We start from the raw sequence: 24478 nt of genomic DNA, 5'->3' as shown, positions 1-24478 counted from the left end.
GTCGATCTGATGGTCGGTCTATTGCGAGGTGCGGTCATGCAACGACGTCGGCGTCGCCCAACCATGCGCGCAGGCGGTCCAGCGGCCATGTCGTCACGATGCGGTCGGCGTCGATGCCGAGTTTCTCCGCGCGCTGGGCGCCGAGTGCTTTGAACTCCAGTTGGCCGGGCGCGTGGGCGTCGGAGTCGATGGCGAACAGGCAGCCGAGGTCACGTGCCAGGGTCAGCAGGTCGTCGGGAGGGTCGACGCGTTCGGGTCGAGAGTTAATCTCGACGGCGGTGTTGGTGTCGCGGCACGTCGAAAACACTTGGTGCGCATCGAATGTCGACTGCGGACGCGTACCGCGTCCGCCGGTGATGAGCCGCCCCGTGCAGTGCCCGAGCACCCGTACGCGAGGGTGTTCGACTGCAGCCACCATCCGTCGGGTCATCGGAGCCGCGTCCATCTTCAGCTTCGAGTGCACCGACGCTGTCACGACGTCGACGCGCTCGAGCATCTCCGCGGATTGATCGAGCGCGCCGTCGTCGAGGATGTCGACCTCGATTCCGGTCAACACGGCCAGGTCGACGTCGCCGCGCGCGTTGAACTGCTCGATGACGCCGATCTGGGCATCGAGACGCTCCGCCGAGAGTCCGTTGGCGACGGTCAAACGGGGCGAGTGATCGGTGATCGCGAGCCATTGCTGTCCGAGAGCGCTTGCCGCCGAGGCCATTTCGTCGATGGACGCACCGCCGTCGCTCCACGTGGTGTGTGCGTGGAGATCGCCGCGCAGCGCCTCGTAGAGCAGGTCGCCTGAGTCCGCTGCGGGGTCGACCATGGGATCGGCTCCGACCTGCAACCCGTCGAGGTAGTCGGGAAGCACCCCTGACACGGCCTCGTCGATCACGGCTGCAGTGGTTTTGCCGATGCCCGACAACGCGGTCAGCGAACCCGCCGCGGAGCGTCGTCGAATCTCGTCATCACCGACCTCGACGACCGTCGCGGCTGCGCGCCGGAACGCCTCGACTCGGTAGCTGCTCTGTCTGTCGCGCTCGAGCAACCACGCGATCCTCGTCAGCGCCTGCGCGGGATCGATCGGCGCGGCGAGCGGGATCAGTGAGCGCATTCCCCGACAGTAGCCTCGCCCGACCCAGCAGCGCACTCTCGAACGAATTCGACGCCCACTCAACCGCTTTCAGCGCACAGTCGACCGGATAGAGCGCACAGTCGGCAGGATAGAGCGCCCAGTCGATGGAAATCTGACGCGGCGCTAGCCGACCGTGATGGCGTCGAGCCGTTCGCGGATGAAGTCGCCGCCGATCACCGGCGGCCGGCCCGCGACCTTGCCGACGGGAGGGTTCAGGGGCGTCACGACGGCGTCGTGGTCGAGTTCGTAGAAGAAGATCAACGAGACGAGATCTTCCTCCGGGGCGTCGGCCTGCGGCGGCAGCACGCGGTGCCTGCCCGCAGGCCAGCGGCCGCCCGACCAGTACTCGAGCAGGTCGCCGATGTTGACCGTCAACGCAGACGGATCGTACGGCGCATCCGCCCAACCGCCCTGCTCGCTGTAGACCTGCAGTCCGCCCGCGCCCGGCTCGCGGTCGAGGATGGTCACGGTGCCGAAGTCGGTGTGCGGGCCGATGCGGTACTGACCGGGCTCGGGCTCGCCGACGTCGGTCATGGGCGGATAGTGATTGATGTTCGACGTCCAGGTGGCCGAGCCCGCGAGGTCGCGGAACGGATTGTCGTCGCCGGAGAGTCCCAGCGATGCGGACATCAGGGCGAGCAGGTCGTCGGAGAGCTTTTTGCACGCCGCGGTCCAGGCGGTGAACAGCTCACGCAGTCGGGGCGCCTCCGCGGGCCAGACGTCCGGCGCGAACCAGTAGTCGTCCACCTCGGGAATGCCGACGCGGGTCTGCGCCCCCGAGTTGTAGGTCTCTTTCAGGTCGGGAGGTGTTTCGGTGCCCTCGGAGTAGCCATTGGCCTCCAGGCCCGGGCCGATCCAGCCTCGACCACCGACGCCGACGGCGTACTGCCCTTTCACCTCCGGCGACATGGCGAAGAACTCCCTGGCGGTGGCGCGCAGCGCTGCTGGCAGCGCCGGATCGATTCCGTGGCCCGTCACCAGGAGGAACCCCGCCTTCTGCAGCGACTCGTCCACCGCGGCGCACACAGCCTCAGCGCCTTCGCCGCCCGCGTGCCACTGCGCGAGGTCGACGGTCAGGATCGGACTCGACGTCTCCCCGCTCACCGCAGACTCCCCGTGTCGGAACGTGCCGCGTTCACTCCGGCGTCGACGACACCGATGTCCTCATTCCAGAGCGCGGGATTCCCGGCGATGAAGTCGGTCATCATCGCGACGCACCGCTCGTCGTCGAGAATCGTCACGTCGACGCCGAGGTCGCGCAGCCACTCCTGCCCGCCGTCGAAGGTGCGGTTCTCCCCGATCACCACCGCACCGATACCGAACTGCCTGATGAGCCCACTGCAGTACCAGCACGGCGCCAGCGTGGTGACCATGATGGTCGACGAGTAGTCGCGTTGCCTGCCCGCGACGCGGAAGGCGTCGGTCTCGCCGTGTACCGATGGGTCGTCGTGTTGCACGCGACGGTTGCGTCCCTCACCGAGGAGGGTGCCGTCGGCGCTGAACAGCGCGGCCCCGATCGGGATGCCCCCTTCGGAGAGGCCGAGTTGGGCTTGTCGGTAGGCGGTATCGAGCGCAGCCACGGCGTCGAACGTGGACGTCGTCCCATGTCGCGAGAGCATGATTCGACTGTGCGCGGCTACGTCGTCGTGTTCAACCGACAGTCCGTCGTGTCGCGCGCCAACCTCAACGTGCATATCGTCTATCCATGCTTCAACGGCCGGCGTCGACGCTCTCGCTCCGACAGATCATCGACGACTACCTCATCGACGCCGATCCGCACGTGCTCACCGCGCACGATCGCCTCGAACGCCCCGTGATCTGGGTGCATTCGAGCGAGATCTACGAGATAGGTCCCCTGCTCTCGGGCGGTGAACTGTTGTTGACGACCGGACTCGGATTGGCTGGCCTCGACGCGGGCACCCGCCGCCATTACGTCCGCGAGCTGGCCGAACGTGGTGTGGTGGCGCTCGCCTTCGAGATCGGACGCAGCTTCGACAGCGTTCCCGACGAGATCATTCGGGAGGGATCTGCGCGGCGGCTGCCGATCATCGAGCTACGTCGTGTGGTGCCGTTCATCACGATGTGCCGCACCTCCAACACGGCCATCGTGTCTGCAGAACTCGCCGACCTGCGGTTACGTGGCGAGCTCGACACCACCCTGCACGACGACATGGCCTCCGGCGGTGGCGTCGCCAAGATGCTCGAACACGTCTCCGACGCCGCGCACTGCCCGATCGTGTTGGTGGGCACCGGAGGTGCGCTGATCGCCGCGCACGGCGTCGACGACGATCGATCAGCGTGGCGGGCCGTCGACGGTCAAATCGCATCGGCATCGATCATCGCGCGCGGACGCGAGATCGCACGATTGATCGCAGGTCCGGGCGCCACACCGATCCCCGGCGAACGCGCCGCGATGCTCCTCGGCTGTGCGGCGGGTCCACTGACGTCGGCACTCGTACGTGGAGGCATCGGACGCTCCGCGGTCGCGTCGCGACTCATCGAGGAACTGCTGGCGTCGCGCCCGATTCGACGCGCCGATCTGTTCGCTCGCCTGTCGGGTTCGGGCGCCCCGGTGGCCCAGTCGACGCAGATCGTGCCGGTTGTCGTCGAGTCGCCCGATTCACGCATGGCCGAGAGTGCGCTCAGTCGTGCCGCGGCCACGCTCGGCGGTGTGGTCTTCGAGACCGTCGACGCCACCGTGTACGGCCTCGTCGTGATGCCGACTCCCACCGGTGACCACGACGCCGTCGACTGCGTCCGCACGGCGTTCACCGACATCGGTGCACACGCCAGCCGCGTGACCGTGGTCGTCGGCCAACCGTGTGCGACCGCTGACGCCGGGCCGGGGCCAGGACTGTCGCTATCGATCGGAGACTCGCTGCGTACCTGTGCCGAAAGACTGGGCAGCGCAGTCGAATCCGTGCAGACCAAGAGTGTTGCCGGGCGCGTGTTCACCGCAAGGTCTCTGGCCGTCGACGCCGCGGCAAGCACCATGTCTGCTGCGGCACGCGACGAACTAATCGACCTCATCGATCCGCTCGTCCGCCACGACGCGGCGTCGTCGACACATCTTGCACGCACACTCGAGGTGCATCTGCGCAACGGCTGCAGTGCAACTCGCTCGGCGCAGGCCTTGCACATTGGACGCCAAAGCCTCTATCAGCGTCTCGACCGTGTGCGCGAAGTGCTCGGATTCGACCCGACAGACCCCGAGATGTATGCATCGATTCTGTTGGCATTCAGCGCTTTACGCGCCGACGGCGCCGGAGCTCGCGCGCCCGCCTGACACAGGCGGACCTTCCGCCGAGACCGAATCTCGGCGGAAGGTCCGCGTGTGTGACAGCGAGAGGCTGTGTCGTCAGACGTATGTGCGCTGCGACTCCTCGACGCTCTTCCTGGCCAGAATCACATACCCCACGAATGCGATTGCGAACCCGACGAACGCGCCGATGTCACCCAACTCGGGAACCGCGCGAACCACGTACCCGACGAACTTCTCCTGATTGCAGAACAGCAGAACCGATCCGACGAGCGCGATGACGAACGCGGCGAGTCCACCCCTGTTCACGTAGCGCGTGTCGTACAGCAGGTCCAACGACGGACGCTTCTTGCGCAGCAATCGATCGGCGAAGACCACACCGAGCCACGGACCGATCCAGTAGGCAACCAAGAGCAGGAAGGCCTCGTACGACGCCGCGGCGTCGGCAAGTGCCCACCAGGCCACCAGGAATCCGACGATGCCGAACAGCACTGTGACAAGCGCGCGCTGCGTGTTCATCGGCAGCTTGAATCCCATGGTCACGAACGCCATCGATCCGGAGTAGACGTTGATCGCGTTGGCCGCGACGGCGCCGACCGCGATGGCGAGCAACGTGAGATCCGCGACGAGCGTCGGCAGGTTCGCGGTGAACGCGGCGGTCGGGTTGTCCGACGTCGCCGGACCGATCGTCACCGACGCCGCACCAACGACCATCAGCACGGTGCACGAGACGAACAAGCCGAGCGACGCGTAGAGGCCGGTGTGCACGCGCGACACGGTCGGCGGGAGGTAGCGGGTGTAGTCGGCGGCGTAGGGCGTCCAGCCCGCGGTGTACCCGAACGCGGCACCGACGGTGAGCCAGAAGCCCGCCATCGAGAAACCGCCGCCCGACGACGGGGGCGCGTCGAGGTGCGACTTGCTGAAGATGATCACCGCGGCGATCAAGAAGATCACCGCCAGGATCGGCGCGGCGATCCGCTCGAATCGCTGCACCAGGTTGTGCCCGAAGAACGCGAACGCGGTCTGCACGATGACGATGATGATCAACCCCACGAGCGGGGTGAATCCGAACAACGACGACAACGCGAACGCGCCACTGGCACTGTTGGTCGCGAACCAGCCGACGCCGCACATGACTGCCATGAACGTCGCGGGCAGGATGTTGCCGCGATATCCGAAGGCGAGCCGACCGAGCACCATCTGCGGCACCCCGTGCAGTGGCCCGTCGGCCGACAGCAGGTAGTGGGCGACCGCGGCGAGTCCGTTGCCGAGCACGACCGCGGCGACGGCCTGCCAGAACGACAGACCGAACACGGCCACAGCGAGCACGCCGACGAAGATCGTGGCGAATTCGAGGTTGGGTGCCGTCCACGTCCAGAAGAGCCCGCGCGGCGACCCGTGACGGGCCTCCACCGGAATCGGCTCGTTGCCACCTGGCTCGACGGCGAGGACTTTGCTGCCGTAGTTCAACTGCGTGATTGCGGCATCGTCGTCGGCGGGTGCGTCTGTACTCATGGCGGATACTGTGCTGCGTCGCGTCGGGAGCGGCAACCGACGGATTGTCCGTTGCACCCGCCCGCAGGCGCGACATTTCGACGGTCGAGCATCGATCGACCCGACGCCGAGCTCACTCAGTCGACGCAGGGAATGGCCGAACCGCTGCTCACGGCTCCGCCCGAGTCCGGCGCGGGACCGTCGAGCGACGCCGTCGTCTCGTCGTCGGCGGGATCGCTCGTCGACGTCGAACCGGAAGACGACTCGGCGGACGGTGACGCTGCCGAGGCGCTGGACGTCGTCGACGCCGACTTCATACCGAAGGCTGTCTGGATCTGGTCGCGCACCTTTGCGGTGTCGATGATGTTGACGTCCTGGCCGTCGACCGTGTCGTAACGCTCGACCGGAAGCGTGCGGAAGCTGACGCGCTGGCCGCTCGGTGCGAGCATCTGCTGACCCCACGACATGAGGTCCCACCCGTCGGAGAGCACCACGTCGTTATTGAGCGCCGTGCTGAGTCTGTTGAGTTTTCCGGGGTCGGTCAGCATTCCGGTGCTCTGTACCTGATGCATCACCGAGAGGAGGAACGCCTGTTGTCGGTGGGTGCGGTCGAGGTCGCCGTTGTCGAGTCCGTGGCGCTGCCGCACGAAGGCCAACGACTGCGACGCGTTGAGGTGCTGGCGCCCCGCGGGGAACCGAGCGCCCGAATAAGAGTCGCGGACAGAATGATTCAGACAGACGTCGATACCGCCGAGCGCCTTGGATATGTCGTAGAAGCCGACGAGGCTCACTTCGGCGAACCGATCGATCGGCACCCCGGTGAGCTGACGCACCGTCTCGATGGTCTCGGCACGACCGGCCTCACGTCCACGTGATTCGAGGGTGGCCTGATCGGTGATGCCCTGTGTTGTCAGTTCGTCCTCGACCATCGCCTTCTTGCGGCCGTATGCCTCCTTGATCTTGGCCTGGCTCACATCGAGACCGTCGACATCGACGAGGTCGTCGCGCGGAATCGAGAACGCGACGATGTTCTTCCTGTCCGCCGGGATGTGCACGAGGATCAGGGTGTTGGTGTTGTAGCCACCCTCGTCGCCATCTCCGGCATGAAGCTGCTTGAGGATGTCCGGTGACAGATTGTTGCCGTCGCGGTCCTTGCGGGTGTCGAGACCCATCAGCAGGATGTTCTCGGCCCCGCCGCTCGACGCTGGTCCGCCGGCCAATGCTGCCGACCTGCCGAACCCTCCGGCGACGTGTGTAACAGTGCCCCACGCGAGTCCGACGACGCCAAGGATCGCGACCGAACACATCGCGACCGCGATCCGCCCGATTCGCACTGCCGACGACCGGCGCTGCGGGCCGGCCGCTGGGCGTCGGTGCGTCGAGCGGGTGCGAGACGAGCGGGTGCGGGACGAGGCGCGAGCTTCATCGTTCGCGGCGGACCTGCGCGTGCGGCGCGAGGTGGTGACCTGCGGAATGGGCTGGGTGAGATCGTCGACCGGCTCCCACCGCGTTCGCGGTTCCGGTCGGGGCGGCGCTTGCTGCGGCACAGGCGGCTTCGTAGGGATACGCGACCGTCGTGCAGCGACTTCGCCCGCAGTCAGGCGCCGACCGTCGGAGCCACGGAAACCACGGTCACCGGAGGGTGCGCGGCGCGCGCGATAGCGCGACGTTCCCTCCTGCTCCACCGATTCCGCCCTTTCTCGATAGTTCACTGCCGCGCCCGTGATCGGCATCACAGGATGACATCACTGGTCGGCATCAATGGCCTCGGGCGGACTCCCCCACCTCGACTGGGTCACCGTAGTGACACCGTCTGTGAGAGCCCTGAGTACTCGACGTTCCGGACGGATCGGACACTGAAACACCCCTGGTGAGAACACATTTCCGCGCTCACAGCTACCTGGCAGCGCAGCCTCAGCCGCACCTCAGCACATCGGCCGCACCATCGTGTTCGTGACCCCAGCCTCCCCAGCCGCAGCTGCGTTTCCCAACGGCACCTCCCATCTCGCCGCACCGCAGGGAACAGACGACCTCGAGATCGGCGCCGACGGCAATCGCCTGCCCCGCGCGACAACCCGTGATCGTGTAGCCCTCGCTGCACTCCTCGTCGGCACCGCTGTGCTCTACCTCTGGAACATCACCGTCAACGGAAACGCCAACTCGTTCTACGCGGGTGCGGCGTGGGCGGGGTCGCGCAACTGGGAGGCCGTACTTTTCGGATCGGTCGATCCGTCGAACTTCATCACCGTCGACAAACCCCCGGTGTCGCAATGGATCATGGGGATCTCCGGACAGATCTTCGGGTACTCGTCCGCGAGCATGCTGATCCCCGAGGCGATCATGGGAGTCGCATCGGTCGCTCTGCTCTACGCCACGGTGACCCGTATCTCCGGCAGGACAGCGGGACTCATCGCGGGCGCAGCCCTTGCGCTGACTCCCGTGGCGGCCATGATGTTTCGATTCAACAACCCCGACGCCGCGATGGTCCTGCTGATGACCGCGGCCGCCTACTGCACGGTGCGAGCGACGTCTCGGGCGTCATTGCGCTGGCTCGTACTGGCCGGTGTTGCACTGGGTTTCGCGTTCCTCGCCAAGATGCTGGAAGGACTCATGGTGTTGCCCGCACTGGGCGTCGTCTATCTGTTGGCCGCCCCGACGACGCTTGGTCGGCGCATCTGGCATCTCGGGGCAGCAGCGCTCGCACTCGTCGTGGCATCGGGATGGTATGTGGTGCTCACGCTCCTATGGCCGGCATCGTCGCGCCCGTATCTCGCTGGTTCGACGGACAACAACTTCATGAACCTGGTGCTCGGCTACAACGGACTCGACCGCATCCAGGGTCACAGCCACGCGGACGGTCCCACCGATGCCGCGCTGGATGAATTCATGCGCCAGAACCCCTCTCTCGCACATGGTCTCGGCGGCGGAATGTTCGGTAGCGCCCCCGGCATCGGCCGACTCTTCGCCGGAGAGTTCGGAGCGGAAATCTCGTTCTTACTGCCGTCAGCACTCATCGCGCTGGTGGTGGTGCTCGCTCTTCGCGGCCGTGCACCACGCACCGACCTCGTGCGCGCAGGCGCGCTGCTGTTCGGACTGTGGTTACTGCTCGACGGAATTGTGTTGTCCTACATGAGCGGAACGGTTCACCCCTACTACTCACTCGCGATCGCGCCGCCCATCGCGGGACTGGTCGGAATCGGGGTCGTCGAGGCGTGGCGCGCCCGCGACTCGGCGACCGTGTGGCGCGCAATCACGGCGCGTGTGGGACTGGGAGCCATGATCATCGCGGGCGGCGTCTGGGCATTCGTGTTACTCGACCGCGAATCGTCGTGGCTTCCCTGGTTGCGGTGGGCGGTACTGCTTGTCACCGTCGCGGCCGCGGTACTTGCTGCCGTGCCAACACGCGCTCGTCGGCCCGTCGCTTTCATCGCGGCCGGATGCGGTGTGCTGGCCGTCCTCTCGGCTCCGGCCGCGTTCGCGATCAACGGCGACACCGTGGCACACACGGGCGGCGGGCCGTCGGTACTGCCCGGGCACAACACTTCTGGGCGCGACACCTCTGGCCACGGTACTTCCGGCCACAGCTCTTCCGGACACAGCACAGGCGGCGGGGGTATGGGCACCGCCGCGGATTCGGCCCAACTGGACCGTCTGTTGCAATCGAGTTCCGCGCGCTGGGCTGCGGCCACCAACAGGACGTCGAGCGCGGCGTCGCTCGAACTCGACGCCCGCGTCCCGGTCATGGGTATCGGCGGATTCTCCAACGATCCGACGCCGACGCTCGCGCAGTTCCAGAAGTATGTGGCCGACAAGGAGATCGGCTACTACGTGGTGACCACCCCGCGTGAGTCCGGAACCGAAACACGCAGCGCGACGATGGCGACCGACGGGTTCGGCGGCGGACAACGCGCGAGCGGACGAGGCAGTTCCGTCACCGCACCCATCGGGCAGTGGGTCACAAGCCATTACGCTGCCCGCACCGTCGGCGACTACACGGTGTACGACCTCAGCGCGCGGCCGGGCACAGGCACGACGGCGGCGTCGGCGGACACCACTTCGGCACAACAGAACTCCGGCACCGCACGGCCGGAAACACATTCGACGACCCGTCGTCGTACCCATCACCTGGCACAAAGCTGAGGAGAACACCGTTGTTTTGTCAGCAAATTCAGAATTTCGCACTGACCATGCTCTCAGTAGCGGACGGCAGTGTGGTCTCGTGAACAGCAACACGCCCGACGAGTCCGACACCTCACCGATCGAGGGGCCCCACCCGGATCAGGGACACCACGGAACCGACCCAGGCACCGCAACCGACCCGGGGACATCGTGGCAGGGCGCACCCTACGAGAACCCTTACACAGAGCCTCATCCCACCGCGACCTATCCCCCTGAGCCTCATCCCACTGCGCCTCATCCCACGGCCGGGCAGTTCCCCGGCGCATATGCGAGCGCTCCGACACCGTCGGCGCCTGCCCAGCGATCCCGCGGGATCGCCAAGCCGGTTGTCGCGACGGCGGTGCTGGCCGGACTGGTCGGTGGCCTCGTCGGCGTCGGAGGGTATGCCCTTCTCGACAACGGCTCGTCGTCGAACGCTCCCGTCATCGCGTCAGCACCCGCCGCGGCAACCAATGCCGCTGACGCGCAACCCGGTTCGTTCACCTACGCCGCACAGGTGGCGTCGAAGTCGACGGCAGACATCAAGGTCGCAACCAGCCAGGGCACAGCGGTCGGTAGCGGCATCATTCTCTCGCCGGACGGCTACGTCCTCACCAACAATCACGTGGTGTCGGGCGTCGGCAGCGGCGCGAAGATCCAGGTGACCACCCCGGACGGAAAGACCTATCCCGCAAGCGTGAAGGGCACTTCTCCGTCGTACGACATCGCGGTCATCAAGCTCGACGGCGCGTCGGGGCTCACCCCCGCGAGCATCGGCGATTCCGGGTCGCTTCAGGTCGGCCAGCAGGTGGTCGCCGTCGGCAGTCCCGAAAACCTTTCCAACACTGTGACATCCGGAATCGTGAGCGCACTGTCGCGGACCGTGACCGCGGGTGACGAACAGGGCAGCTCGGTCACCGTCTACAACGGGCTACAGACCGACACTCCGATCAACCCGGGCAATTCCGGTGGGCCACTGGTGAATCTGCAAGGACAGGTCATCGCTGTGAACTCGGCCGTCGACACCGGACAGAGCAGCAGTGGCGGCCCGCAGGCATTCGGCCTCGGCTTCGCCATTCCGATCGACACGGCAAAGCGCATCGCGAATGAACTGATGCAAGACGGACAGGCCACCAAACCTGTTCTGGGCGTGTCGGGTTCGCTCGCATCGAGCAACGATGCGGTCAACGGAGCCAAGGTCACGTCGGTGCAATCACGCGGTCCGGCTGCCGATGCCGGCATCAAGAACGGTGACGTGATCACCAAGATCGGCAACGCCACCATCGGCAACTACGCCGACCTGATGGCGCAGATCCTCACGCACTCCCCCGGTGAAACCGTGCCCGTGACCGTCAGTTCCGGCGGACAGACCAAGACCATCCAGGTGACACTGGGCAGCACCGTCGACAAGGAACAGACAACGATCTCCGAGCGCGGCAACGGCTCCGACGGAGACGGCTCGGACGGAAGCGGTTCCGGTCGGCAGCGCGAGGGCGGTCGCCTGCCGTTCGGTTTCGGGCTGCCCTGATAGCCGCCGCGGCCGGCTGCAGCGTCCCCGCGCTCTGACTGCGCGATGACCCCCACGCTCGATTTCCGGTTGCCCAGACGCGCGGATTCCGCGCCTCTGGGCAACCGCAAGCGACGGGCCGGGTAACTCGCCAGCTGTTCCGCGCCGGTTCGTCCTCCGAATCGGGTAAGTCGTCGGGCTCATCGTGAGATCCTCGGCCCATGCGCCACACGCGGATCACGACCCTGATCGCCGTCATCGCCGCGGCTCTCGGCGTGGGCATTGTCGGAGCGGGCACTGCCGACGCCGCCGTATACCGTCGCGCCACTCTCAGCGGGTGCGGCATGCCTGCCACGCCGGTCGACATGTGGACGCGTGCGGGCAACTACAAGACCGTGATCGCGCTCTCCGGACTGCGCGTGACGGCGTCGGCCAGCGGATGGAAGCTGAGCACCAACGTCGGCGCCATGGCCGATAGCGGGGTCAACGTGGTAGCGCCCGCGGGCGGTCTCGCGAGCTTCTACACCGACTGGAATGCGCGCAACAGTCTCAGCAACATGGGCTATCGCTATCGGTGGACCTGCCGCCTCGACACTTTGGTCGCAATGCTCGACCGACAGGGGCTCGACGTCGGACCGCGACACAAGTACGCGATCATGGGAATTTCGATGGGCGGCAACGCCGCGCTGATCTACGGCGCCTATCACCACGCGCGCATCTCGCACGCGTTCTCGATGTCGGGGTACCTGAATCTGTCGGCACCGGGGATGCGGGAAGCCATCCGGCTCACACTCCTCGACGCCGGGCTCGAGGCGGGCGTCGGCCCGTTTAATTCCGACGACATGTGGGGTCCCCCGTGGAGCACACGGTGGCTCGACAACGATCCGTTCGTCCAGGCTCCGCGCTTGCGTGGACTGAGTGTGCGGGTGGCTGCCGGATCGGCCATCTGGGGCAATCGCGACACCAACATCTCCAACTCGCTCAAGGGAACTCCGCTCGAAGTGCTCGCGCAGGCACAGACGCGCGCGTTCGAATTCGCGGCGAATCGGGCTGGTCTCCCGATCACAGCCGACTATCCACGTGTTGGCACTCACAGTTGGGGGTACTGGGAGGAAATGGCCTGGCGCGCAAAGAGCGCCGGCTGGTTCAGAGACCGTTGACTCGCGAACCTCACGCGGCGTCGCCGGTCGGTGTGAGGTGAGCGTTACCCGAAGACACGCGCGCGGTAATGATCACGCAAAAGTGTTGGGATGAACTGTTTTCGAACCCATTCGGGACCACCTATTCGGAGACACCTCATGCCAGACCTCTTCTCTCCCTTCACCCTCAAAGGCGTCACCCTGCGCAATCGCATCGTGATGTCGCCCATGACCATGTACGCGTCGCACGACGGGAAGATGGACGATTATCACGTGAGCTACCTCGGCGCTCGCGCGTCAGGTGGCTTCGGGCTGATCTTTCCGGAGCAGATCGCCATCACCCCCGACGGTCGAACCACCACGGAGTGCGCGGGAATCTGGTCCGACGATCAGATCGACGGCCACCGTCGGGTGACCGACATCATCAAACGATTCGGAGCCGTGCCGGCCATCCAACTCGGTCACACCGGCCGCAAGGGCAGTGAGGTGGCACCACACAAGAGCTACCCCGGATTCCCGGGCAACTCGCAGCTACCTGCCGATCACCCCAACGGCTGGCAGTGCATTGCGCCGTCGGCCATCCCGTACGGCGGCGACCACTCCTGGCCCGTCCACGAGCTGACCGTCGATGAGATCAAGGCGCTGCATCGCAAGTACGCCGACGCTGCGCGCCGAGCACTCGACGCGGGCTACCAGTGGCTCGAAATGCACTTCGCCCATGGCTATCTGGGTGCCGAGTTCTTCTCGCCGATCGCCAATCACCGCACCGACCAGTACGGCGGTTCGCTGGAGAACCGGGCGCGATTCCACCTCGAGGCGCTCGATGCGGTGCGCGAGGTATGGCCCGATGAGTATCCGCTCACCATGCGACTCGGCGCAGACGATCTCAATCCGGCGGGAACCCAGTTCGACGATTCGCTGGTCGCGATCGGCTGGATGAAGGAGCACGGACTCGATCTCGCCGACATCTCTCTCGGCTTCAACACCGACGAGATGATCGATCCGCCGATGGGCCGCGAAGCATTCATGGTCGAGAAGACCAACCGGGTGCGGACTCAGCTGCAGATTCCCGTCGGTACGAGCTGGAATCTCGGCATTCCCGAGACCGCAGACCAGGTCATCCGCGACGAACTGGTCGACCTGGTGTTCCTGGGTCGTCCAGCGCTGTCCAACCCGCACTGGCCGGTGTGGGCCGCACGCGAACTCGGCCACCCGACGCCCTTCGAACTGGTGCCTGACGACTGGCGGTGGTGGCTCGAGAACTTCCGCGGGTACGACGCGAGTATCGGGCTACCGCCCGCCGCGGAGCCTTCCGCGCGGCTGCGTTCCGCCTGATTCGGTCGGTAGTCGCCGACAGCGTCGACGACGTTGTCGGCGACCGCCGAAAATCACACGTAGCGACGCGCGATCTCGACAACCTGCCCGCGATAACCGCCGCCGAACACCACGGCGTGCATGAGCACCATCGACAGGTAGTGCAGCGGCACGCGTTCGCGCCAGCCGTCTGCCAACGGATACGTCAGCTGATAGCCCTCGAGGATTCGATCGAGATACGGGGCACCGAACAACGCGAGTGCCGCGAGATCGGTTTCCCGATGGCCGACATGCGCTGATGGGTCGATGAGGACACACCCGTCCGGCGACCACATCACGTTGCCCGACCACAGATCGCCGTGGAGGCGTGCGGGAGCGTCGTCGGTGTCAAAGTCGCCCTCCCGCAAACGTTCACAGAGCTTCTCGACGATGCTCGCGTCGCCACCGCGCAAACCACTGTCGGGCAGTAGTGGCATCAGTCGTTCGTCGGCGTACATCTCGCCCCAGGTGTCGTGAGCCACCAACGAGAGTTCGAGCAGGTGCTCGTTGGGCCCCTGATATCCGGGGCCGTCCCATCCGGGAGGGCCCTGCCCCCAGCGGGCGGGACCGTCGAGGCTGTGGGTGGTGGCCAGTCGTCGACCGAAATCGGTTGCGGCGTCGGGGCCTGGCGAACTCGATTCGACGCGGCGCTCGGTCAGCGTCGACTCGTCGGTGGATACGACGTCGACGATGCTCGCGCCACCGGCCGGTACGGCGTCGGCAAGCCACCGCAGGCCGGCCACCTCCCAACGCGCGGGCCGTCCGGAGGTGTGCTTGGTGAATGTCGAGGAGGCCATGACTCCTTGATACCCCGGTATCGCGCGTGCGGAGATCCAGCGGGCATGGAGGCTAATGCGCGCCGCTCGTGTGCCACGCGCCGATGCTCGCCCAGGTGCGGGCGCGCGCGTCGTCACCCACGAGATCTGCCTGCGTGATGGTGAGTTCGGTTGCGCCGGCGTCGAGGTACCCCTGCAGACCGGCGAGAACCGTCGACTCGTCGCCGATGAGGAACAGATCGCCCGCACGCTCGTGCCCGGATGCCGCGATGATGCGCTGATACGACGGGATGCGGTCGTAGAACTCACCTGCGGAATACGCTGCGGTGCGGGCAGCGTCGACGTCGTCGGTGATGACGGCGGGCACAGCGGCGATCACGCGGGGTGCGGCACGACCCGCCTTCCGAGCTGCCGCGGCGATAGTCGGCACGATCACTTCGCGAATTGCCTTGGGACCGGCCAGGAATGGCAGTGTTCCATCTGCGAGTTCGCCTGTCGCCTGAAGCGCCCGCGGGCCCATCGCTGCCACGACGAGAGGAATCTGTTTGTCTACGCCTGCCACGCGAGTGCTGATCGGCGGAGCGGAGATCAGGGGGTCACCGTGAAACGGCTCGTCGGAGCCGTCAAGCAGGCAACGGAGCGCGGTGAGGTATTCGCGGAGCGCGGGGATCGTCGGCCCCGGGTCGACTCCGAATGTCGGTGTGGTGAACGCCGGAGCACCGAGTCCGACGCCGAGCTGGAATCGGTTGCCCGTCGCAGCGGCGGCGGTCTTTGCGGCTCCAGCGAGGTGGATCGGATGGCGCGGGTGAATCGGGACGACCGACGTGCCCACCACGATGTCGGGGATCTGCGTGCCGACGAGCGCGGCGAGTGTGACAGCGTCGTAGCCGAACTGCTGGGCGAACCAGACCGAATCAATGCCGGCTTCTTCAGCTTCCGTTGCCAGTTCGATTGCCCTGTCGATGACGTTGGTCGTCGTCGGGTCAGCGGCAAACGTCGATAGCGACACTCCGATACTCATGCATCGAACAAGCCTCGACTCGTCGGCAAGATTCCGCCTGCCGCCTTATCGCCCAACGTGATTGGAAGCGCTGCTCATCTACGCCGGCTCGCGCAGGATGCCGAAGTGGCGAACCGAACCGGAGACGCCCGGAAGTTCCTTGACCGGCGACCACGTCTGCATTCCGTCGGAACTGTCGGAGTAGAAGTACTTGCCCTGCTTGTAGGCATCCAGATAGATCCGCCATGCACCGCTGGGTAACTGTGTCACGGCAGGACCTTCCACGAAGGTGCCCCAGTTGCCAGGAGTGACGAACCGGTACGGACCGTAGAGCGACGACGACACCGCGTGCTGCACAACCTTTTTGGTCTCGTTCTTGGTGAACGCGTGATACGTCGAGCCGACCTTGACGATCGTCGTGTCGATGTGGTCGGCACCGAGTCCATTGAGTGGAATCGGCGGACTCCACCACCGCAGCGAGGGGTCGAGAGCGGTCATGATGTAGGGCACGAATCCGCCGCCCGTCGACATCGAGAAGACGACGTTGACCCGTCCACCTTCGACGAACCAGTCGGGCGCCCACGCCTTGGTTGTGAACGGCGAGAGCGACGGGCCATCGGACGAACCCGCTGAACCGGACGATCCCGGGCCACTCGACGAACCAAGGCCCTTGCCGTCGCCGGTGCCGGGAAGGAACGCGCAGCACAGTGGCACCGGCACGTTCTGCACGAATGTCCAGTGGACGCGGTCACTACTGCGCGCGAATCCGATGTTCGCGCCGTCGACCGTCGTGTAGGTGACGTAGTAGAAGCCGTCGGTGTGGCGGAAGATGCTCGGGTCACGCACTCGCCCGGTCGGAGGGCGGTACGCGGGCTTCGCCAGCGGAGTGAAGTCGGTGCCATTCGACGATTGATAGACGTCCATGTACAGGTCGCTGGTGTTGCTGAACCCCACCATCGTGTAGCGCCAACCCGCTGCGGCGCTGGTGCCGGGGCCGGAAAGCAGCAGGCCGATCACGGCGAGCAGCACCACCGGCAGAGCGGAGAACATCGATCGCATGCGGAAGTTCACCGGTGCAGTATTGACCAGGTCGTCGCGCGGGTGCACGCGCTCGAGCGGCTTCCGACGAAATCGTTATGGAAACTGCGCTTGGTTGGATACGGAAAGTCGTTGACAGCAGATCGCGGCGGGCGCCGGTCATTCCCGGTTGAGGGCAACCGCTGACTGCACCAGGGCGACGAATGCGTCGTCGTCCAGAGTGTCGTTTTCCTTGATGTCGATGGCGCGGCGAGTCCCTGCGGTGAGGCTGGCGTTGAAAACCTTCGCCGGATCTGGCAGCGACGCTCCCTTGGCGAACGTGAGCTTGATCTTGTCCTTGTAGGTCTCAAGGGTGCAGATCAGGCCGTCGAGCGAAAATGTCGGAACGCCATCCGGATTGGAGGGTTTGCGCCATTTGACCTCTTCGGTGATGTCGGGGTCGGCGCGCATGATCAGGGTGCGCATCTCGTGTGCCCGCGATTCGCGCCAGTCGTCTGCCATGCAGGTCACCGTAGTCGGTGCGCCAACGGGATTCATGTACTCGGGTGTCACTGCTTCGTCAGGTCTTGGGCGAACATGACGATGATTCCGCTCGGCCCGCGCACGTAGGTGAGCTTGTAGACGTCCTGATAGTTGGCGACGCCGCGCAGCGGATGGCATCCGTGCCGCGCGGCGATGGCGAGGGCGTCGTCGATGTCGTCGACGGAGAACGCGACGCGATGCATGCCGATCTCGTTGGGCAGCGTCGGCGAGGTCTCGATGGCGTCCGGGTGGATGTACTCGAAGAGTTCGAGGCGCCCCGCGCCGTCTGGCGTGGCGAGCATCGCGATCTTCGCGTGGTTTCCGTCGAGTCCTACTGCGGTGTCGGCCCATTCGCCGCTGACCTCGTCGCGTCCGAGGACTGTGAGGCCGAGATCGGTGAAGAACGCAACTGCGGCGTCGAGGCTTTCGACCGCGATGCCGACGTTTTCGAGGGAGATGGGCATGTGGTCGAGGGTAGCGGCGGCGCGGCCTACCACCTCACTAATGGGCGATTGTCCTTGCGAGAGCCGCGGCGCGGGCCACGACCTCACCAACGGCGATTACCCTTGCGAGAGCCGCGACACGTCAGCGGCGATGAAGCTGATCACCCAACGATTTTCTGATACTCGTCGAGGACCGACTTGTACTTGGCCGGACAGTTCGCCAGCGCCCAGCTGTTGATCTTTCCGGGGATGTCCTCGATCGCATCGGTGTTACCGCTCTGGTTGGCCGCCTCCATCTGCTTCCACAGCGCCTTGACGTCATTCGGCGCCATATCCATCAACTGGGTACCGGTCACTTCGGCTTCCGCAGCGGCCGACGTCGCAGCGGCCTGGGCACTCGCGACGCCGGAAGCACTTGTCATGTTGATCGAGTTCATCCTGTCGAGAGTCTGCTTGACCATCGTCGCGTAGGAATCGCAGTAGTTGTCACCCGATGCTGCGACAGCGGCGGGTTTGGTGGCACCTGAGGTCGACGACGACGACGAGTCGTCGGAGCATCCGCCGATTGCCAGAAGTGCGGCGGCAGCCGCTGTCACTGCGAAGACAGAACGAGAAGCACGTGTGGACATTGATGGCCTCATCTGAAAAGTGTTGTCAGGGCGACGATTGCCGCGGCTCTCATGTTGGGCTCCGCCGCGCCGCGGTGCATGCGTAGCGAACTACTCGTCAACGGGTCCGCGATACCCGCAGTGATGGTCGACGATGCGTCCGACCATCGGGACACAGCCCGCCGACACTCCCGATCTGGGTAGCCTGAAGCGATGGGCGAGACGTTGGACGATGGTCCGTTCTTCCACGGGACGAAGGCCGACCTGACGACCGGCGACCTGCTCACCGCTGGCTTCCGGTCGAACTACCGACCCGAGGTCGTCATGAACCACATCTATTTCACCGCCCTGCGCGACGGTGCCGGGCTGGCCGCCGAGCTCGCCGCGGGCAACGGTGAGCCGCGCGTCTACCTGGTCGAACCGACCGGCGAGTTCGAGAACGACCCGAACGTGACGGACAAGAAGTTCCCAGGGAATCCAACACGCTCCTATCGGAGCGCGGCGCCACTTCGGGTCGCCGGCGAGGTCGAGGACTGGACGCGACTGACGCCGGACGCCCTGCAGGATTGGCGGGATCGGTTGGCCATACTGCGGACCGAGGAGCGCGGCGAGATCATCAACTGAATCGACGTCGCCCCTGAGTCCATGTCACGCCCGCGATGTGGCGAAAGTCGTTGTCCGACGCGGGTACGGGCGACCTTGGTCGTCCAGCTCACTTCTACCGATGACGGCGAAACCACGCCGAGCATCTCCAGGCTCGCCCCTGACACTCCTGCGAAGCCAACCGCGAGACCGCCCATGTCGGCAACATACACATCGACCCGCGGCAGGTAGTCCAACGCCAAGTGCGATATCCACTGTCACCTCTCCCGGGTGAATCGGATTGATCACATTAGCCTTTGTGGGAGTCAACGATTTCGACATCTACGGCACCTCAATCTAATTAAACGAGAATCCATTCAAACGAAGCAGATTCGCCAATGATGGTGTTACGGATACACATCCCGGCGATGCCGACGTTTTCGAGCGAGATGGGCATGTGGTCGAGGGTAGCGGCGGCGCGCCCGACCACCTCACTAATGGGCGATTGTCCTTGCGAGGAACACGAGGTCGTAGCTCCCGACGTTCTCGCGCTTGAACTCCACGAAACCTTTCCGCTCATAGAGTCGGATGTTCGCGACGCTGTGCTCGCCGGTGAACAACTCGACTCGCGTGACCGATGGAGGCACCCAGTCGTCGACTGCGGCGAGCAACCTGCTGCCGAGGCCTCGCCCTTGCAGATCGGGGACCACCGTCAGTCGGCCGACCTCGGCGACCTCGCCATGCACCGAAAGTCTCAGTGCTGCAACGAGCCTCGCGCCCAGCTTGATTCCCAATGCAGTCACGTGGGGCAGCTCCAGTTCAGCGACGAGGTCGTCGACGGACTGCGTCAGTGCGGGAAGCGTCAGGTCGTCGTGGAGTTGAGCCTCGGTGACGTACGCCGCTCGCTGCAGGGTCAGCAACTCGCCGGCGTCGTCGACGCCGAGTCGCGACACGTCAGCCACGACGAGTTCCGATGTTCGTCTGGAGCTCGCGGATCGTCGAACCGAGAATGCCGCGCGCGAGCAAGCCCTGCCCCAGCGGACCTGCCGAATCAGCGCCGAGCGCCGGGAGCTGACGCAGGGCTGCCCGCTCGTCATCTGTCAATTCAGCTAGCTGCCAACGTATTTCGTCGTCGATGGCTGACGGGTTGTCGCGGTGTGACAGGTCGACTGCCTTCACCGCGTACGCGGCGGCTCCGAGTGCGTGGGCACCCAAGTGTGCCACCGCCGATGCCTGCGCCACTGCTCGTGCCGCAGCGGCGCCAGCCGGCGTGCTCGCTGCGCCCGCCGCCTTGACCGCGACCATCCGCTTGGCGATCTCCTCCGCACTGGTCCCGAGTCCCGCGCTGTAGGCGCGTGTTCGCGCAAGGGCGTCATCGATGTCGGTGCGCGCAGGGTCGTCGGCCTCGAGAAGCGGGAGCACCCGCTCGGCGCATGCGACCGCCCACCTGGCCACCAGTCGACGGTCGGTTTCGCTGAGTGTTTGAATCGATGTCACGGGTTTCCTGATGCGTCTCGGACCATCCGAAGTATCGGGTATGGCCTGCCCTGGTCATCGAGTGCGCTGCGCTCGAACTCGACGAACCCACGGCGACGGTAGAACCCGACCGCGTCGACGTTGTCCTCGTTGACATCCACACGGGTGATTCCGCAGTCGTCGACGGCTTGGGCGAGAAGCACGCTGCCGACACCGGTTCCCCGGTGAGCAGCGTCGACGAACAGCATCTCGAGGGTGTCCCCCGCTGTACCCGCGAAGCCGACGACCTGACCGTCGACTTCTGCGACGACCAGCCGCACGTGCGGAAAGTAGTCGGCCACAAGGTGCTGCTCGATATCGTCTCGGTCCGCCGGCCGCAGAAAGTAATGCGTTGCATCGACGGCGCTACGCCAGACTTCGACGAGCCGCGGATGGTCATCCGGGACCGCGATCCGCACAATCACGAAGCGGCCCCGAGCAGCGTGCGAAAACGTCTGGCGTGCACAGCTATGGGCATGCGTACAAAGTACGCGGCCGGACCGCGCCGCATGCTGCGGCGTCGTGAAATGCCGCGGCGTTTCGAAGCACAGCGCGGCCCAGCCGGTCTCGGTTCGTCGTATTCAGGAAAGCGCGGATCGGACGATGTCCGCGATCCGCTTCTCCGTGAATTCGTCGAGGGTGTCGAAGTACCATGCCGCCGGCATCAGCGTTCCGTCGATGCCGCCACCCGGGTTGAGCGTGACCTTCTCGGTGAGGGCGAGGTTGATGCGTTCGTCGTTACGCAGCGTCACCAGCGCAGGCGAACTCGACGACTTGGCGTACGCGGGCATGCCGTACCAAATTCTCGGCTTCAGCGTTGGCTCGGCGGCCATGATGACCTCGTGCGCCCGCTGAACCAGCGAGCGCTCAGGCTCCTTCATCTTCGCGATCTTGTCGGCAACCGCCGCGAGGTTCTTCTCATCCTTCGATGCCATGTCATGTCCTCTCGTCAACCGATGTCACACATCGGCTGTGAAGTCGGCGCACTGGTGCGCCACACCCCATCCGGACATGTCCCGAGTGAGTCGGGCCTCTCCGCAATGATTCAGGCATCTGTGCCTGGAAGTGCAGTCGGCAGGATCCCCCTGCCGCGAATCAGGCTAACTCACCGCCGCGGGTGGGCGCGAGTAAGTGCGTGGCCAAGCCTGCAACGCAGAGGCACGACGCCACTACACGTTGAACCGGAACTCCACCAGCTTTCGTTTCCGACCACGTCTGCATGCCCGACACAAGCCCGACTGTCGTACCGCTGCTGCACAATCACACAGAATAAGACCTCGACGTACGGAGTTTGAGATGGCAGAAGCAGACGATCAGCCACGACGAGTGCGGTTCTACAGCACACACGACCTCTCTGTCGGCTGGTACGCGCCCAGAGCGGCCCAGATTGCTGAGACTTTCAACTCTACCGACCCGGCCACGGACATCAACGATGTCCTCGAGCTCTATAACGTCCAGCAGTACCTCGAACACGGGCTGATATCCATAGACTTGGACACAGAAGGGCACAGCAATCTCACAGCGCGGATTCCGCTGATTCGGAGCACGGTGGCGCGCTATTTCTCCGAAATCGATGACAAGAACATCGAAGCAAGAGTGGCCGGGGTCGGCCGCGAGTTTCATATCGACCTCCTCGATCTCTTGTCCAGCCACCAAGTCTTCAAGCGCTGCCGAGCCGATACTGTCCTGCCCGCACTCACAACGGCAGGCGTACACCTGGGAGACCAACTCACCAACAAGCCGTTAGTTAATGCCTATGACACCGAACTTCGTGATTCCATTCTGGCATCGCCAAAGAATGCCGAGTACCTTATTCAGAAGTACCTGCAGGGTGACACCAAAACGCGTATCCACCTTCCAAAGAGTCTAAACGCAGACGATATCAAGGCAATTTTTACTAGTTACATCCAGAGCGATAACCCGAATTTGAACTACATCCGACTGCTCGCCACTGCACGGTATAATTCGACTATTGGAATCGATGCGAGACTCAAGCTTGAGGCGAAGCGGCGCAGCACTACGCTAGAAGAGCAGATCTTTTCTCCAGGAATCGGACTCAAGGTTGGGTGGGAGGTAGCAATAGTCGACGACCAAATCGAGCCCGACAAGCTTGAGATCGACGATTCCGACCGCCTAACCTACAGATACACATACTCTCGAAGCTGGCTAGAAGACACACTCGACTATCCAAGCATTCTAAACAACTTTCTCCACCTGTTTGAGTTCGCCGACCACGCTGCGATACTTAGGTTCCCTTACTACCCTGCTCACGTTGGGGTCCTGGAAAGGCTCATCGGCGTCAGAGGCAAGAACGAATACTTGGCGACGCCATCCGCCCAAGTAGTTGACAACGCAACCCAAGTCCAGACGATCTTGTATCGCAACTTCTTGGAAGAGAAAGAAATCGATCTCGAGCAGGTCATCGCGTGGTTCTGCGCATCATACATTACTGAGCAGTACGGCGCGGAAGGCTTCACATTCTCGCCATCCAACGGGAGTAGCTCGTACCTTCAACGCGTTCGCCACCTATTCGCCGAGATGGAAGGCCTGGCAAGCCAGTTCTCCATGTTTGCCAACGAAGGCAAGGTCGATCGGGAGCTCCTGGCGATCACCGAACCAGCTCAATACAAGAGAATTCCGAGCCTTCTTCAAGGCAACTACATCTACGCCACGGAACACGACGAGATCACAAGAATCCTACACCTCTTGTTTTCCGATCAATCAGAACTCACATACATAGATGAGAAAACTAACGCAGAAAGTGCCGCCGCACTTTTAGCGCGACAAAATCAGAAATACTCTGATTTTCATGATTACCAACGCCCGGCCGTTGATTACTTGATCAATCTGGGCGTAATTAAAATTATAGATGGGAATATAGAGTTTTCGGACATGCAGGCACCGCTCATTCTCAAGGCGCTATTCACGACCCAAGCCGCTAGCTATTACCACCTGTCAGCGCATGGGCGAGCAGCCGCGGATTCGATGGTGGAGAAGGGGTGGGCAGTCAGACGAACAACCCTCCTAACAGACGCAGAGTCCAACTATTTCAATTTTGTCCTCAACGCAGTTGACTTCACCAACGGCCCCCAGCTGCGCAACAGATATCTCCACGGAGTGCAGTCCAGCGAGGCTGGCGAGGACACTCACTTCGCTGCATACATAACGGCGCTAAAGTTGGTGATTGCGCTGGTGATCAAGATGAATGACGAGTTCTGCATAGCTGAGGCTGAACGCGCCAAGAGTCAAGACTGGACAGGCATTGATTTTGTATGCGTGATGTAGCCCCGAGAACGGGCTACACGCTAATCCGGAACTCCGCAACGTGACGACGGCGATAACCTCACTCGAGAACGCAATCCACCCCGACATCGACGCATGCTGCTCGCAACCTCTTGTCCCTCGTCCACAGCGTCGCGCCGTCAACAAGAATCGCCGAACCCAGCAGCCCGGCGTCGACCGGGCTCAGCCCGCGGCCCCAGAGCTTTCGACTCTCGACGAGGTGCAGCAGTTCGGCATGAGTCAGGACCGGAAACTGGACGAGATTGCTCAGCAGATCGATGATTACGTCTCGGTTAGCGATCGATCCCAGTGCGAGTTCTTCGACAACCAGTGGGTGACAGCCGATCTCGTCGTCGGCAAGCAGCCTCGTCAGACGCTCGTCCTTGGCGTGCAGATGGTCGATCCAGACCGACGTATCAACCAGGATCATTCGACCGACGACCGACGACGCGGAGCCGCCTCAGCTGTCGGATCGGTGCCGCCGAGCGCAGCAAGGCGGCGCGCACTTTCAATGCGGATCAAGGCTTCCAGCCCATCACGGATGAGCGCCGCCCTTTCATGAACCCCGGTCAGCTCGGCTGCTTTGGCCAGGAGTTCGTCGTCAAGGGTCACCGTGGTGCGCATGCCGCATCTCCAATCGCATCAAAGTATGTCAATAATGATGCCACCGAGGACT

At 64.2% G+C, this 24478-nt stretch carries 24 protein-coding genes; 7 read left to right on the top strand and 17 right to left on the bottom strand.

Translation table 11 applies throughout. The annotated features are described in order from the left end of the window. Positions 1-34 precede the first annotated feature (34 nt). From ACRVY7_RS15555 to ACRVY7_RS15545, 3 genes are all read right to left on the bottom strand, one after another. Positions 35-1105 (bottom strand): PHP domain-containing protein, encoded by a 1071-nt coding sequence (locus tag ACRVY7_RS15555; protein WP_431817705.1) that lies wholly within the window; start codon positions 1103-1105, stop codon positions 35-37. 144 nt (positions 1106-1249) lie between these two features. Continuing rightward, complete coding sequence (locus ACRVY7_RS15550; protein ID WP_431817704.1) at positions 1250-2230, bottom strand: isopenicillin N synthase family dioxygenase; 981 nt, start codon at positions 2228-2230, stop codon at positions 1250-1252. Then, positions 2227-2745 carry a nucleoside deaminase gene (locus tag ACRVY7_RS15545; RefSeq protein WP_064870429.1) on the bottom strand — a complete coding sequence of 173 codons (519 nt, stop codon included), beginning with the start codon at positions 2743-2745 and terminating at the stop codon, positions 2227-2229. Before ACRVY7_RS15545 ends, ACRVY7_RS15550 begins: the two co-directional genes overlap by 4 nt. 86 nt (positions 2746-2831) lie before the next feature. On the opposite strand from ACRVY7_RS15545, the gene ACRVY7_RS15540 reads away from it, so the two are divergent. Beyond that, a complete protein-coding gene (locus tag ACRVY7_RS15540) occupies positions 2832-4412 on the top strand; it encodes a helix-turn-helix domain-containing protein (RefSeq protein WP_431817703.1) in 1581 nt (526 codons plus the stop codon). Positions 4413-4484: 72 nt separating this feature from the next. Here the strand turns inward: ACRVY7_RS15540 and ACRVY7_RS15535 are convergent, their stop codons facing one another. Both ACRVY7_RS15535 and ACRVY7_RS15530 read right to left on the bottom strand, forming a co-directional pair. Beyond that, positions 4485-5900 carry a purine-cytosine permease family protein gene (locus tag ACRVY7_RS15535; RefSeq protein ID WP_431817702.1) on the bottom strand — a complete coding sequence of 472 codons (1416 nt, stop codon included), beginning with the start codon at positions 5898-5900 and terminating at the stop codon, positions 4485-4487. 116 nt (positions 5901-6016) lie between these two features. Next, complete coding sequence (locus tag ACRVY7_RS15530; RefSeq protein ID WP_431817701.1) at positions 6017-7186, bottom strand: LCP family protein; 1170 nt, start codon at positions 7184-7186, stop codon at positions 6017-6019. A 646-nt stretch (positions 7187-7832) separates the two neighbouring features. On the opposite strand from ACRVY7_RS15530, the gene ACRVY7_RS15525 reads away from it, so the two are divergent. From ACRVY7_RS15525 to ACRVY7_RS15510, 4 genes are all read left to right on the top strand, one after another. Continuing rightward, complete coding sequence (locus ACRVY7_RS15525) at positions 7833-10019, top strand: ArnT family glycosyltransferase (RefSeq protein ID WP_431817700.1); 2187 nt, start codon at positions 7833-7835, stop codon at positions 10017-10019. 79 nt (positions 10020-10098) lie between these two features. Then, positions 10099-11565 (top strand): S1C family serine protease, encoded by a 1467-nt coding sequence (locus tag ACRVY7_RS15520; protein WP_431817699.1) that lies wholly within the window; start codon positions 10099-10101, stop codon positions 11563-11565. Between the two features lie 200 nt (positions 11566-11765). Further along, positions 11766-12704 carry an alpha/beta hydrolase gene (locus ACRVY7_RS15515; RefSeq protein ID WP_431817698.1) on the top strand — a complete coding sequence of 313 codons (939 nt, stop codon included), beginning with the start codon at positions 11766-11768 and terminating at the stop codon, positions 12702-12704. Positions 12705-12842: 138 nt separating this feature from the next. Continuing rightward, entirely contained in the window at positions 12843-14018 is a 1176-nt protein-coding gene (locus ACRVY7_RS15510) for an NADH:flavin oxidoreductase/NADH oxidase (RefSeq protein ID WP_431817697.1), read from the top strand. Positions 14019-14071: 53 nt separating this feature from the next. Here the strand turns inward: ACRVY7_RS15510 and ACRVY7_RS15505 are convergent, their stop codons facing one another. The 6 genes from ACRVY7_RS15505 to ACRVY7_RS15480 all read right to left on the bottom strand — a co-directional run bounded on the left by ACRVY7_RS15505 (position 14072) and on the right by ACRVY7_RS15480 (position 18444). Next, positions 14072-14833, bottom strand: coding sequence for a fructosamine kinase family protein (locus ACRVY7_RS15505; RefSeq protein ID WP_431817696.1), 762 nt, complete (start codon positions 14831-14833; stop codon positions 14072-14074). A gap of 52 nt (positions 14834-14885) precedes the next feature. Continuing rightward, a complete protein-coding gene (locus tag ACRVY7_RS15500) occupies positions 14886-15833 on the bottom strand; it encodes a TIGR03564 family F420-dependent LLM class oxidoreductase (RefSeq protein WP_431817695.1) in 948 nt (315 codons plus the stop codon). 78 nt (positions 15834-15911) lie between these two features. Further along, entirely contained in the window at positions 15912-16871 is a 960-nt protein-coding gene (locus ACRVY7_RS15495) for a glycoside hydrolase family protein (RefSeq protein WP_431817876.1), read from the bottom strand. 138 nt (positions 16872-17009) lie between these two features. Continuing rightward, positions 17010-17351 carry a DUF1801 domain-containing protein gene (locus tag ACRVY7_RS15490; RefSeq protein ID WP_049698520.1) on the bottom strand — a complete coding sequence of 114 codons (342 nt, stop codon included), beginning with the start codon at positions 17349-17351 and terminating at the stop codon, positions 17010-17012. A gap of 47 nt (positions 17352-17398) precedes the next feature. Continuing rightward, entirely contained in the window at positions 17399-17836 is a 438-nt protein-coding gene (locus ACRVY7_RS15485; RefSeq protein WP_431817694.1) for a VOC family protein, read from the bottom strand. A 140-nt stretch (positions 17837-17976) separates the two neighbouring features. Next, complete coding sequence (locus ACRVY7_RS15480) at positions 17977-18444, bottom strand: hypothetical protein (protein WP_431817693.1); 468 nt, start codon at positions 18442-18444, stop codon at positions 17977-17979. A 192-nt stretch (positions 18445-18636) separates the two neighbouring features. Between ACRVY7_RS15480 and arr the strand changes: the two genes are divergently transcribed. Then, positions 18637-19047 (top strand): NAD(+)--rifampin ADP-ribosyltransferase, encoded by a 411-nt coding sequence (gene arr / locus ACRVY7_RS15475; RefSeq protein WP_431817692.1) that lies wholly within the window; start codon positions 18637-18639, stop codon positions 19045-19047. A 452-nt stretch (positions 19048-19499) separates the two neighbouring features. On the opposite strand, the gene ACRVY7_RS15470 is transcribed toward arr, so the two are convergent. From ACRVY7_RS15470 to ACRVY7_RS15455, 4 genes are all read right to left on the bottom strand, one after another. After that, a complete protein-coding gene (locus ACRVY7_RS15470) occupies positions 19500-19967 on the bottom strand; it encodes a GNAT family N-acetyltransferase (protein WP_431817691.1) in 468 nt (155 codons plus the stop codon). Further along, positions 19960-20502, bottom strand: a complete 543-nt coding sequence (locus ACRVY7_RS15465; protein ID WP_431817690.1) for a putative immunity protein — start codon at positions 20500-20502, stop codon at positions 19960-19962. Before ACRVY7_RS15465 ends, ACRVY7_RS15470 begins: the two co-directional genes overlap by 8 nt. Then, on the bottom strand, positions 20499-20945 hold the full coding sequence (locus ACRVY7_RS15460; RefSeq protein ID WP_431817689.1) for an acetyltransferase: 447 nt from the start codon (positions 20943-20945) through the stop codon (positions 20499-20501). The genes ACRVY7_RS15465 and ACRVY7_RS15460 overlap by 4 nt, the downstream gene beginning before the upstream one ends. A gap of 156 nt (positions 20946-21101) precedes the next feature. Then, positions 21102-21455: a DUF1801 domain-containing protein gene (locus ACRVY7_RS15455; protein WP_431817688.1), complete on the bottom strand. Its 354-nt coding sequence runs from the start codon at positions 21453-21455 to the stop codon at positions 21102-21104. Between the two features lie 361 nt (positions 21456-21816). Here ACRVY7_RS15455 and ACRVY7_RS15450 point away from each other — a divergent pair, with 361 nt between their 5' ends. Further along, positions 21817-23805: a hypothetical protein gene (locus tag ACRVY7_RS15450; protein WP_431817687.1), complete on the top strand. Its 1989-nt coding sequence runs from the start codon at positions 21817-21819 to the stop codon at positions 23803-23805. Between the two features lie 58 nt (positions 23806-23863). On the opposite strand, the gene ACRVY7_RS15445 is transcribed toward ACRVY7_RS15450, so the two are convergent. Continuing rightward, positions 23864-24232 (bottom strand): type II toxin-antitoxin system VapC family toxin, encoded by a 369-nt coding sequence (locus tag ACRVY7_RS15445; protein ID WP_431817686.1) that lies wholly within the window; start codon positions 24230-24232, stop codon positions 23864-23866. Further along, a complete protein-coding gene (locus ACRVY7_RS15440) occupies positions 24229-24426 on the bottom strand; it encodes a type II toxin-antitoxin system VapB family antitoxin (RefSeq protein WP_431817685.1) in 198 nt (65 codons plus the stop codon). The genes ACRVY7_RS15445 and ACRVY7_RS15440 overlap by 4 nt, the downstream gene beginning before the upstream one ends. Between the last annotated feature and the right edge of the window lie 52 nt (positions 24427-24478).

The sequence above is a fragment of the Gordonia jacobaea genome, from assembly GCF_965344965.1.
Classification (GTDB): domain Bacteria; phylum Actinomycetota; class Actinomycetes; order Mycobacteriales; family Mycobacteriaceae; genus Gordonia; species Gordonia jacobaea.
The sequence above is the reverse complement of the archived record's forward strand: the minus strand, read 5'-3'. Positions and strand labels throughout refer to the sequence as shown.

Coding starts and splice junctions, on each gene's coding strand:
- ACRVY7_RS15555 (WP_431817705.1), bottom strand. CDS start 1,105: ATGCGCTCACTGATCCCGCTCGCCGCGCCGATCGATCCCGCGCAGGCG.
- arr (WP_431817692.1), top strand. CDS start 18,637: ATGGGCGAGACGTTGGACGATGGTCCGTTCTTCCACGGGACGAAGGCC.
- ACRVY7_RS15450 (WP_431817687.1), top strand. CDS start 21,817: ATGGCAGAAGCAGACGATCAGCCACGACGAGTGCGGTTCTACAGCACA.
- ACRVY7_RS15545 (WP_064870429.1), bottom strand. CDS start 2,745: ATGCTCTCGCGACATGGGACGACGTCCACGTTCGACGCCGTGGCTGCG.
- ACRVY7_RS15495 (WP_431817876.1), bottom strand. CDS start 16,871: ATGCGATCGATGTTCTCCGCTCTGCCGGTGGTGCTGCTCGCCGTGATC.
- ACRVY7_RS15480 (WP_431817693.1), bottom strand. CDS start 18,444: ATGTCCACACGTGCTTCTCGTTCTGTCTTCGCAGTGACAGCGGCTGCC.
- ACRVY7_RS15535 (WP_431817702.1), bottom strand. CDS start 5,900: ATGAGTACAGACGCACCCGCCGACGACGATGCCGCAATCACGCAGTTG.
- ACRVY7_RS15500 (WP_431817695.1), bottom strand. CDS start 15,833: ATGAGTATCGGAGTGTCGCTATCGACGTTTGCCGCTGACCCGACGACG.
- ACRVY7_RS15490 (WP_049698520.1), bottom strand. CDS start 17,351: ATGGCAGACGACTGGCGCGAATCGCGGGCACACGAGATGCGCACCCTG.
- ACRVY7_RS15440 (WP_431817685.1), bottom strand. CDS start 24,426: ATGCGCACCACGGTGACCCTTGACGACGAACTCCTGGCCAAAGCAGCC.
- ACRVY7_RS15540 (WP_431817703.1), top strand. CDS start 2,832: ATGCTTCAACGGCCGGCGTCGACGCTCTCGCTCCGACAGATCATCGAC.
- ACRVY7_RS15510 (WP_431817697.1), top strand. CDS start 12,843: ATGCCAGACCTCTTCTCTCCCTTCACCCTCAAAGGCGTCACCCTGCGC.
- ACRVY7_RS15485 (WP_431817694.1), bottom strand. CDS start 17,836: ATGCCCATCTCCCTCGAAAACGTCGGCATCGCGGTCGAAAGCCTCGAC.
- ACRVY7_RS15445 (WP_431817686.1), bottom strand. CDS start 24,232: ATGATCCTGGTTGATACGTCGGTCTGGATCGACCATCTGCACGCCAAG.
- ACRVY7_RS15515 (WP_431817698.1), top strand. CDS start 11,766: ATGCGCCACACGCGGATCACGACCCTGATCGCCGTCATCGCCGCGGCT.
- ACRVY7_RS15505 (WP_431817696.1), bottom strand. CDS start 14,833: ATGGCCTCCTCGACATTCACCAAGCACACCTCCGGACGGCCCGCGCGT.
- ACRVY7_RS15455 (WP_431817688.1), bottom strand. CDS start 21,455: ATGGCATCGAAGGATGAGAAGAACCTCGCGGCGGTTGCCGACAAGATC.
- ACRVY7_RS15530 (WP_431817701.1), bottom strand. CDS start 7,186: ATGTGTTCGGTCGCGATCCTTGGCGTCGTCGGACTCGCGTGGGGCACT.